The organism is Kitasatospora sp. NPDC059817, assembly GCF_042731835.1.
In the GTDB taxonomy this organism is placed as follows: Bacteria; Actinomycetota; Actinomycetes; order Streptomycetales; family Streptomycetaceae; genus Kitasatospora.
Genome location: NZ_JBHWIR010000199.1, coordinates 1 through 13093, shown reverse-complemented (window position 1 = coordinate 13093; position 13093 = coordinate 1). Strand labels below are relative to the sequence as shown.

General features: G+C 73.9%; 14 protein-coding genes. 10 read left to right on the top strand and 4 right to left on the bottom strand.

Annotated elements, in window-relative coordinates; genetic code table 11:
- Window positions 1-111 precede the first annotated feature (111 nt).
- Window positions 112-561 carry a MarR family winged helix-turn-helix transcriptional regulator gene (locus ACFV61_RS30015; protein ID WP_244293532.1) on the bottom strand — a complete coding sequence of 150 codons (450 nt, stop codon included), beginning with the start codon at window positions 559-561 and terminating at the stop codon, window positions 112-114.
- Window positions 562-680: 119 nt separating this feature from the next.
- Between ACFV61_RS30015 and ACFV61_RS30010 the strand changes: the two genes are divergently transcribed.
- The 4 genes from ACFV61_RS30010 (at window position 681) to ACFV61_RS29995 (ending at window position 4591) form a co-directional block, all read left to right on the top strand.
- Window positions 681-2042 carry an aldehyde dehydrogenase family protein gene (locus tag ACFV61_RS30010; protein ID WP_380495022.1) on the top strand — a complete coding sequence of 454 codons (1362 nt, stop codon included), beginning with the start codon at window positions 681-683 and terminating at the stop codon, window positions 2040-2042.
- An 83-nt stretch (window positions 2043-2125) separates the two neighbouring features.
- A complete protein-coding gene (locus ACFV61_RS30005; RefSeq protein ID WP_380495020.1) occupies window positions 2126-2914 on the top strand; it encodes a maleylpyruvate isomerase family mycothiol-dependent enzyme in 789 nt (262 codons plus the stop codon).
- A gap of 124 nt (window positions 2915-3038) precedes the next feature.
- Entirely contained in the window at window positions 3039-3950 is a 912-nt protein-coding gene (locus ACFV61_RS30000) for an immunity 49 family protein (protein WP_063350371.1), read from the top strand.
- Between the two features lie 149 nt (window positions 3951-4099).
- Complete coding sequence (locus ACFV61_RS29995) at window positions 4100-4591, top strand: HPP family protein (RefSeq protein WP_380495017.1); 492 nt, start codon at window positions 4100-4102, stop codon at window positions 4589-4591.
- A gap of 182 nt (window positions 4592-4773) precedes the next feature.
- Here ACFV61_RS29995 and ACFV61_RS29990 read toward each other — a convergent pair whose 3' ends face one another.
- Complete coding sequence (locus ACFV61_RS29990; RefSeq protein ID WP_380495015.1) at window positions 4774-5547, bottom strand: enoyl-CoA hydratase-related protein; 774 nt, start codon at window positions 5545-5547, stop codon at window positions 4774-4776.
- Between the two features lie 188 nt (window positions 5548-5735).
- On the opposite strand from ACFV61_RS29990, the gene ACFV61_RS29985 reads away from it, so the two are divergent.
- Window positions 5736-7070, top strand: a complete 1335-nt coding sequence (locus ACFV61_RS29985; RefSeq protein WP_380495013.1) for a PLP-dependent aminotransferase family protein — start codon at window positions 5736-5738, stop codon at window positions 7068-7070.
- A gap of 124 nt (window positions 7071-7194) precedes the next feature.
- Here ACFV61_RS29985 and ACFV61_RS29980 read toward each other — a convergent pair whose 3' ends face one another.
- The gene (locus ACFV61_RS29980; RefSeq protein WP_380495011.1) at window positions 7195-8169 is read right to left on the bottom strand and encodes a helix-turn-helix transcriptional regulator; all 975 of its coding nucleotides are present in this window, start codon (window positions 8167-8169) and stop codon (window positions 7195-7197) included.
- A 99-nt stretch (window positions 8170-8268) separates the two neighbouring features.
- On the opposite strand from ACFV61_RS29980, the gene ACFV61_RS29975 reads away from it, so the two are divergent.
- Window positions 8269-8805, top strand: a complete 537-nt coding sequence (locus ACFV61_RS29975; protein WP_380495009.1) for a DinB family protein — start codon at window positions 8269-8271, stop codon at window positions 8803-8805.
- A gap of 96 nt (window positions 8806-8901) precedes the next feature.
- On the opposite strand, the gene ACFV61_RS29970 is transcribed toward ACFV61_RS29975, so the two are convergent.
- A complete protein-coding gene (locus ACFV61_RS29970) occupies window positions 8902-9117 on the bottom strand; it encodes a heavy-metal-associated domain-containing protein (protein ID WP_063350365.1) in 216 nt (71 codons plus the stop codon).
- A gap of 464 nt (window positions 9118-9581) precedes the next feature.
- Between ACFV61_RS29970 and ACFV61_RS29965 the strand changes: the two genes are divergently transcribed.
- The 4 genes from ACFV61_RS29965 to ACFV61_RS29950 all read left to right on the top strand — a co-directional run bounded on the left by ACFV61_RS29965 (window position 9582) and on the right by ACFV61_RS29950 (window position 13032).
- Window positions 9582-10283 (top strand): DUF3152 domain-containing protein, encoded by a 702-nt coding sequence (locus ACFV61_RS29965; protein WP_380495008.1) that lies wholly within the window; start codon window positions 9582-9584, stop codon window positions 10281-10283.
- Window positions 10284-10459: 176 nt separating this feature from the next.
- Window positions 10460-11389: a glutaminase gene (locus ACFV61_RS29960; RefSeq protein ID WP_380337439.1), complete on the top strand. Its 930-nt coding sequence runs from the start codon at window positions 10460-10462 to the stop codon at window positions 11387-11389.
- Between the two features lie 195 nt (window positions 11390-11584).
- On the top strand, window positions 11585-11995 hold the full coding sequence (locus ACFV61_RS29955) for a hypothetical protein (RefSeq protein ID WP_380337442.1): 411 nt from the start codon (window positions 11585-11587) through the stop codon (window positions 11993-11995).
- 158 nt (window positions 11996-12153) lie between these two features.
- A complete protein-coding gene (locus tag ACFV61_RS29950; protein ID WP_380495006.1) occupies window positions 12154-13032 on the top strand; it encodes an alpha/beta fold hydrolase in 879 nt (292 codons plus the stop codon).
- The last annotated feature ends 61 nt before the right edge of the window (window positions 13033-13093 follow it).

The following is a 13093-nucleotide window of genomic DNA, read 5'->3' as shown; positions in this document are numbered from 1 at the left end:
TCCTCGTACTGGGCCGTACTTGGACGTTTCGCCGGTGCGTCCAGGCGGGATGCCCGGCGTCGCGCGCCCGGCGGGAATTGTCAGACACGCCCTAGGACCGGCGGCCCGGCCTCAGGCCGGCGGGGCCGCCGTCTCGGGGAACGCCCGGTCCAGCAGCGCGCCCAGGGCGGCCCGGTCCTGGCCGGAGAGCTGTTCCAGCGCGGTCAGTCCGGACATCAGGTCGGCCCGGATCAGCCGGACGGTCTGCTCGCCCCGGTCGGTCAGGGCGATGCTCTTGACCCGGCGGTCGGCGGGGTCGGGCTCGCGGCGGACCAGGTCGCGGCCCTCCAGCCGGTCGACGATTCCGGTGACGTTGGAGGCGTCACAGGACAGCAGACCGGCGAGGGCGCGCATGGAGCGCGGCCGGGTGAGCAGGCTGAGGGTCTTGCCCTGCATCAGGGTCAGCCCGTGCCCGGCCGCGGCGGAGGCGAAGTGGCGGTAGTAGGCCGCGGCCACCCGGGCGAGCTGATCCATCAGCTCGATCGGCGTGGCCGGTGGGTCCGGGTGGGGGTTCTGGTGCACGGTGTCGAGCATAGGCACATTGCTTGACATCCTCAACCATTGAGGTTTACCGTCCAAGAATGCTTGAGGTCATAAACCATCGACGTCCTCAAGCCAGCTGGAAGGACCGCGAGACCCTCATGAACCACACCCCCGCCGCCACGCCGGAAGCCGTCCCGGAAGCCCCGGAGACCGCCCCGGAGACCGCCGCCGCCACGGTCGCCCGCCTGCGCGCCGCCTTCGACACCGGCCGGACCAAGCCGCTCGCCTGGCGCCAGGCCCAGCTGGCGGCGCTGCGCTCGCTGCTCACCGAGCAGTCCGAGGCGTTCCTCCAGGCCCTGCACGAGGACCTCGGCAAGAGCACCGCCGAGGCCTACCGCACCGAGATCGGCTTCACGCTCAACGAGCTCGACCACACCGTCGCCCACCTGGAGCAGTGGCTGCGGCCGAAGCCCGCCGCCGTGCCCGAGGTCTTCCGGCCCGCCGCGGCCCGCGTGGTGCGCGACCCGCTCGGCGTGGTCCTGATCATCGCGCCCTGGAACTACCCGCTCCAGCTCGCCCTGTCCCCGCTGGTCGGCGCACTGGCCGCCGGGAACGCGGCCGTCCTCAAGCCCAGCGAGCTCGCCCCCGCGACCTCCGCCGCGCTCGCCCGGCTGCTCCCGCGCTACCTCGACCCGGCGGCCGTCGCGGTCGTCGAGGGCGCCGTCCCGGAGACCACCGCGCTGCTGGAACAGCGCTTCGACCACATCTTCTACACCGGCAACGGCGCCGTCGGCCGGATCGTCATGACGGCCGCCGCCCGGCACCTGACCCCGGTCACCCTGGAACTCGGCGGCAAGAGCCCGGTGGTGGTCGAACCCGACGTCGACCTCGCGGTCACCGCCCGGCGGATCGCCCGGGGCAAGTTCCTCAACGCCGGCCAGACCTGCGTCGCCCCCGACTACGTCCTCGCCATCGGCGAGAGCGCGCCCGCGCTGGAGGCCCACCTCGCCGACGCCGTCCGGGAGCTGTACGGCGACGACCCGGCGGCCGGCGGCGAGTACGGCCGGATCGTCAACGAGCGCCACTTCGACCGGCTCACCGCGCTGCTCGGCGACGGTCGGACCGTCACCGGCGGCACCCACGACCGCGCCGACCGCTACCTCGCCCCGACCGTCCTCGCCGACGTCTCCCCCGAGGCCCCCGTGATGCGGGCGGAGATCTTCGGCCCGATCCTGCCCATCGTCGCCGTGCCCGACCTCGACGCGGCGATCGCCTTCATCAACGAGCGCGACAAGCCGCTCGCCCTCTACGCCTTCACCGAGTCCGCGCACACCAAGCAGCGGCTGACCGAGGAGACCTCCTCCGGCGCGCTCACCTTCGGACTGCCGGTCTCCCACCTCGCCATGCCCGAGCTGCCGTTCGGCGGCGTCGGCGAGAGCGGCATGGGCCGCTACCACGGCGAGTACTCCCTCGACACCTTCAGCCACGCCAAGGCCGTCGTCGACAAGCCCCTCGCCTGACCGCTTCCCCCTCGTCCGACCGTTTCCCCCTGGTCCGACCGTTTCTCCCCGCCCCGCCACCCCGACACCGAGCGAGCACCCTCATGACCACCATCGACCACGGCGCCGCCGTCGCCGCGGAGACCGCCCGCCTCGTCGCCGCCCTCCAGGACGCCGACCCGACCACCCCGGTGCCCACCTGCCCCGGCTGGACACTGACCGACCTCACCCGCCACACCGGCAGCGTGCAGCGCTGGTTCACCGTCCTGCTCCGGCAGCGGATCCAGCAGCCGCCCCGCAGCCGCGAGGTCGACCTGCGGCTGCCCGCCGGGCCGGACGGCTACCCCGCCTGGCTGGCGGAGGCCGCGGCCGAGGCCGGCGCCGCGTTCGCGGAGACCGACCTCGACGCCCCGATGTGGGCCTGGGGCGCCGACCAGCACGCCCGCTTCTGGGTACGGCGGATGCTGTTCGAGACCCTGGTGCACCGCGCCGACGCGGAACTCGCCCTCGGGCGCACCCCGGTGCTCGACCCGGAGCTGGCCGCCGACGGGGTGTCCGAATTCCTCACCAACCTGCCCTTCGCCGCCTTCTTCGCCCCGGGGATCGCCGAACTGCGCGGCGCGGACCGCACCATCCGCTTCACCCGCACCGACGGCAACGCCACCGACGGCAACGCCACCGCCGCGGGCGGCGACTGGCTGATCCGTCTGCGGCCCGACGGCTTCGGGCTCGACGCGGACGGCCCGGGCCCGGAGGCCGACGCGACCGTCCGCGCGAGCGCCGCCGATCTGCTGCTGCTCCTGTACGGCCGGCTCGACCTGGCCTCCGCCCGCCTCGACGTGCGCGGGGACGAGGAACTGCTCGCGCACTGGTGCGCCAACTCGGCGTTCTGACCTGCCCGGACGAGGGGCGGCGGCCGGGCCGCCGCCCCTCCCCCGTACGGGTGATCGACTGTCGGTGGCCGGTGCTAGCGTGCCGTTCCGTCAACAGACGATCAAGGAAAGGCGGCATCGGATCGTGGACGTCGACGTCACGCGCCACCAGGTCGCACCCCAGCGGATCACCCAGGCCCTGGAGGGCATCGAGGACCGGGCCCTCGCCAGTTGGTACCGGATCCACTACGGCCGCCTGGCCATCAAGGAGATCCGGACGATGGGCGAGGAGCTCCTCGACCACATCGGCGCGCTCACCCTGGGGGGCCGGCCGCTCAGCGGCTACCCCGCCCGGGTCATCCTGGAGACCGCGGCCGAGTGCTCCCTCGGCGTGCTGGCCCTCGGCTGCTTCCCCCGCGGCGACTTCGAGGTCCCCTTCCCGTTCATCGGCGAGACGCTGACCAGCGAAGAGACCAGCTTCGGCGACACCGTCGACTTCGCCCCCACGGCCGCCACCTGGGTCGACGCCTTCGCGATGTGCGTGATCAGCGGCCTGATCCAGGAGCGCCACCGCATGCTCGGCCCACTGCTGAAGGACGACTACGGGCCCTCGGTCCGCAAGGGCCTGCCCTACTCGGACCTGGACTCGACCTCCGATCCGGCGAGCCTCGCCGAGTTGGACGCGCTCTGCTCCTACCTCTACGTCGTACCGACCGCCGTCTCACCCTGGGTCGCCCCCGGCCCCGTGCCCCTGCGCAAACCGGACGCCGAGGAGCGCACCGCGGCCGCCCGGGCGCTGGACGCCGCCGGTCGGCTCACGCCGGACCAGCAGTTGCTGCGCGTCCTGCTCGACGACGACCAGAGCACCTTCGAGCGGGCCCTCGCCGCCCGCCTCGACCAGCACCGCGAGAGCAGCGCTCCGGACGCGGCCCCGCGCAGCCTGCTCCCGGTCATCCCGATCGCCCTGGCCGCACTCGCCGTCCAGGCACACGGCTGGCAGCTCGGCCTCTCCTCCGGCTACCTCCCGGCGACGCTCATACAGCCCCCGTCGCTCTGACCGCCCCACCGAAGCCGCCCGTCCGTCCGCCTACCTGTCCGTCCACGGAGTGTTCAGTGGTTGTCCAACAGACGAAACATCCCACCTTTCGAGCGACAGTGCGCCTATCATCCCGTGGTCCCCCGTCACCCATCCGGAGTCGCCCACGCATGCCCACCTCACAGCCCGCAGACACCCCCAGGCCACACCCGTTGCACGCCCTGCGGGCCTCCGTCTTCGCCGTCGGCGCCCTGCTCCTGCTGGCCGGAATCGGCATGGTGGTCCACCAGCCGCTGCTGATCCCGCCGGTGGCGGCCAGCGCCGCCCTGGTGCACGGCGCCCCCGGGCTTCCGATCTCCCAGCCGCGCAACGTCGTCGGCGGCCAACTGCTGTCCGCCCTGACCGGCTACGCCACCCTCGCGGTCACCGGCAGCACCGCCTGGGGAGCCGCGATAGCCGCCGGTCTCGCACTGGGCGCGATGATGCTCACCCACCTCTCCCACGCCCCGGCCGTCGCGAGCGCCGTGGTCGTGGTGCTCCAGGCCCCGCCCGCCCTGCCGTTCCTGCCGCTGCTGGTCCTCTCGACCGGCATCCTGGTGGCGATCGGCCTCCTCCCCGGCCGGATCGGCGGGCACCCCGTCCGCTACCCGGTGTCCTGGTGAGCACGCACGCCCCCAATAAGCGCTGAGCACCCCCCTTGTGAGCCGCGACTGCGAGCCGCGCCCGTGAGCCGCGCCTGCCGGGTCATCCGATCGGATGGCCCGGCCGCCCGCGTTGCCGTCGTCCTGGCCGAAGAACGCCGAGTCCAGCCCGGAACCACCGGCACCAGGGGCGCGAGCCGGTCTCAGCCGGCGGCCGGGCGGTCCAGGAAGCGCCGGAGCCCCTCCCGCACCCCGTCCGTGGGCACGGTGGCCGCGAAGCAGGCCGCCTCGACGGCGAGGCCCTCGTCGATCGGCAGGTTGATGCCGCGGGTGACGGCCCGCAGGCAGGCGGACACCGCGGTCGGCGCGTGCCGGATGATCCGGTCGACCAGGCCCCGTGCCGCGTCGAGCAGTTCGCCGGCCGGGACGACGGCGTTGACCAGTCCGATCTCGGCGGCGCGGGCGGCCGGGATCGGATCGCCGGTCAGGATCAGCTCCAGGGCGCGCTTGCGTCCGACGTGTCGCGGCAGCCGCTGGGAGCCGCCGAACGGCGGCGGGAAGCCGAGCGAGATCTCCGGCTTGGCGAAGGTCGCGTGCTCGGCGGCGACGGCCAGCGGGGCGGCCTCGGTGAGCTCGCACCCTCCCCCGTAGGCGAGGCCGTTGACGGCGACGACGATCGGCTTCGGGAACTCCTCGATCCGCCGGGTCAGCGCGTGGCCGCGCCGGACGACCTCGCGCAGCGCCCGCTCGGGCCCGCCCGCGATGCTCCCGGCCAGCGACGGGATGTCGGCGCCCGCGCTGAACGCCCGCTGCCCGGCGCCGGTCAGCACGACCGCTCGGACGGTGTCGTCGGCGTCGACGCGGTCGAGTTCGGCGAGCAGCGCGTCGATGGTCAGGTAGTCGAGGGCGTTGAGCTTCTGCTCCCGGTCGATGGTCAGGGTGACGACGTGCTGGTCCCGCTCGCTGCGGACGGTCATGCCGGGTGCTCCGTTTCGCCTGGGCGCGGACGCCCGCAACCCGGCGGACGCCCGCGCGGTGGCGGGCGCCCCCACGGCGCCCGCCCGGTTGCTGACGGCACCGAGGCTAGGAACAACCCTCCAGGACAATCCAGTTATTGTCCTGGATACACCCTGGACCCTCATCGCCCCACGACGGCAGGTGCCGCATGCGACCGCCCTCCTACAAGGCCATCGTCGACGAGTACGCGGCGGCCATCCGCTCCGGCGCGCTCCCGGCCGGCACCCGGCTGCCGACCCATCGGAGGCTCGCCCGCGAGCGGCGGATCGCCCTGGCCACCGCCACCCGCGTCTACACCGAACTCGCCGCCGCCGGGCTGGTGGTGGGGGAACAGGGCCGGGGGACCTTCGTCCGGACGCGCTCCGGCTACGACGGGATCGAGCCCTCGCGCGCCCTCCCAGTGCCCCGGGTCGCGGACCTGTCGTTCAACCAGCCGCTGGCCCCCGGGCAGGGGGACCTGCTCCGGCAGGCCCTGCGCACGCTGGCCTCCTCCGGCGACGCCGAGGCGCTGCTGCGCCAGCACCCGCCAGGCGGCCACCGGCACGACCGGGCGGTGGTGGCCCGGCACCTGCTGGGGCGCGGCGTCGACACCGCCCCGGAGAACGTGCTGCTGACCAGCGGGGCGCAGCAGGCGCTCGACTGCGTGCTGCGCACGCTCACCCGGCCCGGCGACGTCCTCGCCGTCGACGCGCTCAGCTACCCGGGGGTGAAGCTGCTCGCCGCCGCCCACGGCCTCGACCTGGCGCCCGTCCCGGTCACCACGACGGGACCGGACCTCGACGCGCTGGAGCGGCTGTGCCGCGCCCGGCCGGTCCGCGCGGTGTACACCATGCCCACCGTCCACAACCCGCTCGGCTGGGTGCTCAACCGGGCGCAGCGCGACCGGCTGGCCGCGATCGCCACCGCCTGCGGCTGCATGCTGATCGAGGACGGCACGTACGCCTTCCTGGAGGCCTCGCCGCCCCCGCCGCTGCACGCGCTGGCGCCCGAACACACCTGCTACGTCGCCGGGTTGTCCAAGAACGTGGCCCCGGGCCTGCGGTTCGGCTTCGCCGTGCTGCCCGGGCACCTGCTGCGGGCCGCGACCAGCAGCCTGCGCTCCGCGGCCTGGGGTGCGCCCGGGCTGGTGACGGCGCTGGCGACCGGCTGGCTCGCGGACGGCACGGTCGCCCGCCTGGAGCGGCACCGCCGCGCGGACGCCGCCGCCCGCCAGCGCATCGCCGCCACCGCCCTGGCCGGCCTGGACGTCACGGCGCACCCGGCCTCGTACCTGGTGTGGCTCGGCCTGGCGGAGCACCAGCGGCCCGACCGGGTCGCGGCCGTCCTCGCGGGCGAGGGGATCCTGGTGTCCACGGCGGACGCCTTCGTCACCGGCCCGCACCGCCCCCGAGCCGTCCGGCTGGCGCTGGCCACGCCGCCGCTGGACGCGTTGGCGGGCGTGCTGGGGCGGCTGCGCGCGGCCGTCGAGGCGATCCCGCCGTGAGGCCTCTCGCGGCGCACGGCCCGCAGGCCTGCCCGCTGTGGGACCGACCCGCCGCACGCGCAGCACCGCACGCACGAGAAGTCGGCCCGCCCGACGCCCTGCTCCGACGTCCTGCTCCGGCGCCCTACTCCCCCGCGCCGCCCCGCGCGGCCCGGGAGAACCGCGCGCCCCACTCCCCGACGAGGTCGAGCAGTTCGGGCGGGCCGAGGACGCGGAAGTCCGCGCCCAGCGAGCCGAGCGCCATGGCCGGCCAGTCCAGGGAGTCGGCGGTCATCTCCAGGTGGCAGCGCCCGGCGTCGACCTCCTCGACGGTGCCCCACCGGCCGACCTGTGCACGGACGGTCGCGGCCGGGGCGTCCACCAGCGCCGTCACCCGGTACGGGCGCGGCACGCCGTTGAGACCGGCCCGGACGAACTCGGCGGCGTCGGCGGCGGGCAGCGAACGGGGCCCGAACCGGACGCCGCCGCCCTGCGGCGCGCTCAGCCGGTCGAGCCGGAAGGTGCGCCAGTCCTGCCGGTCGAGGTCGTAGGCGACCAGGTACCAGCGGCGGTGCAGGCAGACCAGCCGGTGCGGTTCGACCTGCCGTTCGGCGTGCCGGCCGTCGGCGGCGGTGTAGGAGAAGCGCAGCCGCTCGGTGTCCCGGCAGGCCAGCGCGACCACGGTGAGCCGGTCCGGGTCGACGCCCGACCCGGCCGGGGCGCCCTCGCCGACGGGTACGGTCACCGCGCGCAGCGCCTCGACCCGGCGCCGCAGCCGGGCGGGCATCACCTGCACCACCTTGGCCAGCACCCGTACCGAGGCCTCGGCGATGCCCTCCACCGGGCTCTCCGCCGCGGCCTGGAGGCCCACGGCCAGGGCGACCGCCTCCTCGTCGTCGATCACCAGCGGGGGCAGCGCGGCGCCCGCGGCGAGCTGGTAGCCGCCGTCGACGCCGCGCTGTGCCTCCACGGGGTAGCCGAGTTCACGCAGTCGGTCGATGTCGCGGCGCAGGGTGCGGATCGAGACCCCGAGCCGGTCGGCCAGTTCCTCGCCGGGCCAGTAACGGTGGGTCTGGAGCAGGGAGAGCAGTCGCAGCGTCCGGGTGCTGGTGTTCGCCATGACTCCCATCATCCCGGAATTCAGGACAGAAAGTGGCCGCTATCGCGTTTAGCGTGGACCTTGTCCGAAGGAGCAGGAACCGAACGGAAGGCCACCACCATGACCACGACCCCGAACAACAGCACCGCCACCGGCGAGCGCGCCGACCTGCTGGCGGCCCTGGCCAAGCAGCGGCACTTCCTGCGCTTCACCACCCGCGACCTCACCGACGAGCAGGCCGGCCTGCGGACCACCGTCAGCGCACTGTGCCTGGGCGGCCTGATCAAGCACGTGAGCACGGTCGAGCGGTTCTGGGTGGACTTCATCGTGGAAGGCCCGTCCGCGATGCCCGACTTCAGCAGCTTCACCGAGGCCGACTTCGCCCGCCGCGCCGACGAGTTCCGCCTGCTGCCCGGCGAGACGCTGGCCGGCGTCCTGGCCGAGTACGCCGAGGTGGCCCGCCGCACCGACGACCTGGTCGCCACCCTCCCCGACCTGGGCGCCACCCAGCCGCTGCCGAAGGCCCCCTGGTTCGAGGCCGGCGCCGAATGGTCGGCCCGCCGGGTGCTGATGCACATCGTCACCGAGAGCGCCCAGCACGCGGGCCACGCCGACATCATCCGCGAGGCCCTGGACGGCGCGAAGAGCATGGGCTGACCCCGGTCTACGGCCCGGGTACCCGGGGCCGGTCCGGCGGATCTGCCGGACCGGCCCCGGGCCGGCCCTCCCGCTCGGTCGGTTGCCGGGGGCGGGTCAGCCCCGGCCGACGAAGGTGAAACCGGCCCCGCCGACCGCGCCACGGAGCACGGCGTCGTCGAGCGGTTGCGCGGACGCCACGGTGACGCGGCCGGTCGGCGCGTCGGCGCTGACCTCGGTGACGCCGGGGAGGGCGGCCAGCCCGGCGCTGACCGTCTTCTCGCAGTGGCCGCAGCTCATGCCGTCGACGGTGAGGACGGTGGTGATGGACATGGCGGTGCCTCCGGTGGGGTGGGGTGGGATGGGGTGGGGAAGCCCGGTCGGGCCCGCTCGGGCGCGGCCGGTGATCAACGTGCACCACGACAGCGGAAAGCGCCGCCGACGCCGAGGGACACGCCGCACGGGTGGCACCTTCGAGTGGTTCCGGGAACCGATCGGGCCGCGCGACCGACGGGCCGTCACCGACCGGCTGAACCAGTGGTCCGCTTTCGCCCGTTCCTCCCCATAACGCCCTTCCTTTCCGCGACCGAACCCCGTCCGAACCCCGTCCGAACCCGTCTGGACTCGTCCGAAACTTGTTCGAACGCCGCCTAGACTCGTCTGATCCCGACCGAACCCGCCCAGGAGCCTGTCACCGCCATGCCCACCCCGACGCCCCACACCTCCATACCCGGCGGGTCCACCGGACCCGACCCGACCACCGGAGCGAGGGCGCGCCTCGCAACCGGGGGCAGCCGATGAGGAAGTTCACCGGATTCCGGCGCCGGCGGCTCTGGCACGGCGCACTCGCCCTGGTGGTGGCCGGTGCCGTGACCGGCGGCCTGCTGTGGTGGCACCCGTGGGCCCCGGGCGACGGGCCGAAGCCGATGGAGTTCACCACGGCCGCCGGCGGCTCGCCCCGCTTCGGCACCGGCGAGCACCTGTACCGCTACAAGGTGCGGGCGGAGAACGGGATCGCCGAGAGCCCCGGGCAGTTCGCCGCCGAGGTCGACGCCGTCCTCGGGAACGTCCAGCACGGCTGGGCCGCCGGTGGCACCGCGTCCTTCCAGCGCATGCCCGCCGACCCGGTGGACTTCACCGTCTACCTGGCCACCCCGGAGACCACCGACCGGATCTGCGGCCAGTACGGCCTGGACACCGGCGGCACGGTGAACTGCGGCGTGGGCCACCAGGTCGTCATCAACCTCAAGCGCTGGACGGAGCTGTCGGAGTTCTACGTCGGCAAGCCCGAGCTCTACCACGCGCTCGCCGTCAACCACGAGGTCGGCCACGTCCTCGGCAACGGCCACGTCGACTGCCCGGGCGCGGGCGCGCCGGCGCCGGTGATGATGCAGCAGATCAAGGGCCTGCACGGCTGCGTCCCGAACGGCTGGCCCTACTCCGACACCGGCACCCTCCTCACCGGCCCGCCCGTCCAGGCCCCCACCTCCGCCCCCTGACGGATGAACCCGGTCAAGAATATGACTTGATTGCCTTTTGGGTCGCAAAGCGGCCCGCCGTGAAGCGGCCCCACGCCGCCACCGGCGATCCTTCGCACGCCCCGGAGCACGGATAATCCTGTATCGGACCAGGTCGTGGTCCTGATCGTGCTCATGGAGGAACAGCGTTGAACGGTATGCCCGCCGGAGAGAACCTCGACTACCGGCTGCTGCTGGATGCCGCGGCGGCGGCCGCGCGGGCGACGGGCGACCAAGGGCATGTCGCCGACTACATCCCGGCCCTCGCCACGGTCGACCCGGACGCCTTCGGCATGGCGGTGGCCACCGTCGACGGCGAGTTGTACGGGATCGGGGACTGGGAGCAGCCGTTCTCCGTCCAGAGCGTCTCGAAGCTGTTCACCCTGGCACTGGCCCTGGCCCACGGCGGGGACACGGTCTGGCGCGGGGTGGGGCGGGAGCCGTCCGGCAATCCCTTCAACTCGCTGGTGCAGCTGGAGAGCGAGCACGGCATCCCGCGCAACCCGTTCATCAACGCCGGCGCGCTCGTGGTGACCGACCGCCTGCAGACCATGACGGGCGACGCCGCCGGGGCGGTCCGCGAGTTCCTCCGCCGGGAGTCCGGCAACCCGCTGCTCGACACCGATCCGGTCGTGGCCGCGTCCGAGGCCGAGCACGGCCACCGCAACGCCGCCCTGGCCCACTTCATCGCCAGCCACGGCAATCTGGAGAACCCGGTCGAGACCGTCCTCGACCACTACTACGCGCACTGCGCGGTGTCCGCCAGCTGCCGGGACCTGGTCCTGGCCGGCTCCTTCCTGGCCCGCTACGGGGTGCGCACCGACGGCACCCGGCTGATGTCGCGCAGCGAGGCCAAGCGCGTCAACGCCGTCCTGCTCACCTGCGGCACCTACGACGCGGCGGGCGAGTTCGCCTTCCGGGTCGGGCTGCCGGGCAAGAGCGGCGTGGGCGGCGGCGTCCTCGCCATACTGCCCGGGCGGGCCGCGGTCTGCGCCTGGGGCCCCCGGCTGGACCAGGCCGGCAACTCGGTGGCCGCGGTCACCGCCCTGGACGCCCTGACCACCCTCTCCGGCTGCTCGATCTTCTGACCCGTCGGCTGCCGCCCCGGCGTTCCGAGGGCTCGCCCGCCGCACCCGTCCGTCGCCTAACTTGTGGCGTTGATCCGGCTGTTGGGCACCGACCGGCCGGTCGTCCATGGCATGCTCCAGGCGGGGGCGCCGATCGTGATGACGATCGGCCGGCCATGAGGCATACGACCAAGAGGAAAGTGGGGGTCCCGTCCCATGCGAACCGCCGTAGCAAGCTTGTTGGCCCTGGCCGGCGCGGCAGGGCTGGTGCTCAGTTCGTTCCAACCCTGGTACGCCAAGAGCGATCCGAGGTCCGTACCGGTCGCCGACCTGTTCCGGGGCATGTCACCCACCCGCACCACGTCGACCGGCATGTCGATGTTCCTGCTGCTGGCCGTCGCCGCGGCGATCGCGGTGCTGGCGCTGCTGGTGCGCTCGCGCCCGGGCCTGCTCCTGGCCGCCGTGGTCGCGGTGGTCACCGGCGTGCTCTGGGTGTACCAGAAGGGGCGGGAGCTGAAGCCGATCTCGCTCGGGATCGGCAATCTGGAGAACGGCTTCTGGAACGCCTGCGGCGGCGTCCTGGTGCTCCTCCTCGCACTGGCCGTGCTGCCGCCCAAGCGTTCCTGAGCCTTCCCGCCTCCCGGCCCGGTCGCCCCCACGGCGGCCGGGCCGGAGTCGTTTCCGCTTGAGGCAGCACTCCCCATCACTCCCTAAAATTACCTTTGCTTCACTCCTCACAGTAGTTTAAGGATAGATACCACCCTATCGAGCGAGTGGAGTACGGCATGACCATCTACACCTCCGACGAGGGCGCCCGCGTCCTCGCCCAGGAGTACACCGCCCTCCTGGACCGCTGGCCCGTGCCCGCCGAACGGCTGCACGTCCCCACCCGTCAGGGTTCGACCTTCGTCCTGGCCTGCGGCCCCGAGGACGCGGCGCCCCTGGTCCTGCTGCACGGCTCCGGGGCGAACGCGGCGATGTGGGCGGACGACGTGGCCCTGTGGGCCCGGCACTTCCGCGTCTACGCCGTCGACGTGATCGGCGAGCCCGGTCTGAGCGCCCCCGTACGCCCCGAACTGCACTCCGACGCGCACGCGCTGTGGCTCGACGACGTGCTGGACGCGCTGCACGTCGAGCGCGCCGCCTTCGTGGGGACGTCGCTGGGCGGGCTGCTGGCTCTCGACTACGCGATCCGCCGCCCGCAGCGGGTGGACCGGCTGGCGCTGCGCTGCCCCTGCGGGATCGGCCGCCAGAAGCGGGGGGTGCTGGTCGCCGCGCTGTTCGTGCTGCCGTTCGGGGGCTGGGGGCGGCGCACGATGCTGAGGCTGGCCCTGGGCCCCGCCCCCACCCCCGTCCCGCCCACGGCCGAGGAACGCGCCTTCGGCGAGTACGTGCTGCTCATCCACCAGCACTTCCGGCCGCGCCGGGAGAAGCTGCCGGTCGTCACCGACGGCGACCTGGCGGGCCTGGAGATGCCGGTGCAGGTCACCATCGGTGGCCGCGACCGGCTCATCGACTCCCACGGCACCCGCCGCCGGCTCCAGCGGGCCGCCCCCCGGGTCTCGGTCACCTTCCTCCCCGAGGTCGGCCATCTGCTCAGGGACCAGACCCGGCCGGCCCTCGACTTCCTCCTCGCCGAGGAAGGCGGCCCGCCCCGGGCCTGAACGCGAGCGGCCCCCGGCACCACCGCCCGTCCGGGGGGGGAGCTCCGGGGCCGCGGTCCGG

Excerpts from the sequence above, each read along its gene's own strand:
- ACFV61_RS29965 (WP_380495008.1), top strand. The coding sequence starts at position 9,582 with ATGAGGAAGTTCACCGGATTCCGGCGCCGGCGGCTCTGGCACGGCGCA.
- ACFV61_RS30010 (WP_380495022.1), top strand. The coding sequence starts at position 681 with ATGAACCACACCCCCGCCGCCACGCCGGAAGCCGTCCCGGAAGCCCCG.
- ACFV61_RS29960 (WP_380337439.1), top strand. The coding sequence starts at position 10,460 with ATGCCCGCCGGAGAGAACCTCGACTACCGGCTGCTGCTGGATGCCGCG.
- ACFV61_RS29970 (WP_063350365.1), bottom strand. The coding sequence starts at position 9,117 with ATGTCCATCACCACCGTCCTCACCGTCGACGGCATGAGCTGCGGCCAC.
- ACFV61_RS29980 (WP_380495011.1), bottom strand. The coding sequence starts at position 8,169 with ATGGCGAACACCAGCACCCGGACGCTGCGACTGCTCTCCCTGCTCCAG.
- ACFV61_RS29990 (WP_380495015.1), bottom strand. The coding sequence starts at position 5,547 with ATGACCGTCCGCAGCGAGCGGGACCAGCACGTCGTCACCCTGACCATC.
- ACFV61_RS29955 (WP_380337442.1), top strand. The coding sequence starts at position 11,585 with ATGCGAACCGCCGTAGCAAGCTTGTTGGCCCTGGCCGGCGCGGCAGGG.
- ACFV61_RS29995 (WP_380495017.1), top strand. The coding sequence starts at position 4,100 with ATGCCCACCTCACAGCCCGCAGACACCCCCAGGCCACACCCGTTGCAC.
- ACFV61_RS29985 (WP_380495013.1), top strand. The coding sequence starts at position 5,736 with ATGCGACCGCCCTCCTACAAGGCCATCGTCGACGAGTACGCGGCGGCC.
- ACFV61_RS29950 (WP_380495006.1), top strand. The coding sequence starts at position 12,154 with ATGACCATCTACACCTCCGACGAGGGCGCCCGCGTCCTCGCCCAGGAG.
- ACFV61_RS29975 (WP_380495009.1), top strand. The coding sequence starts at position 8,269 with ATGACCACGACCCCGAACAACAGCACCGCCACCGGCGAGCGCGCCGAC.
- ACFV61_RS30005 (WP_380495020.1), top strand. The coding sequence starts at position 2,126 with ATGACCACCATCGACCACGGCGCCGCCGTCGCCGCGGAGACCGCCCGC.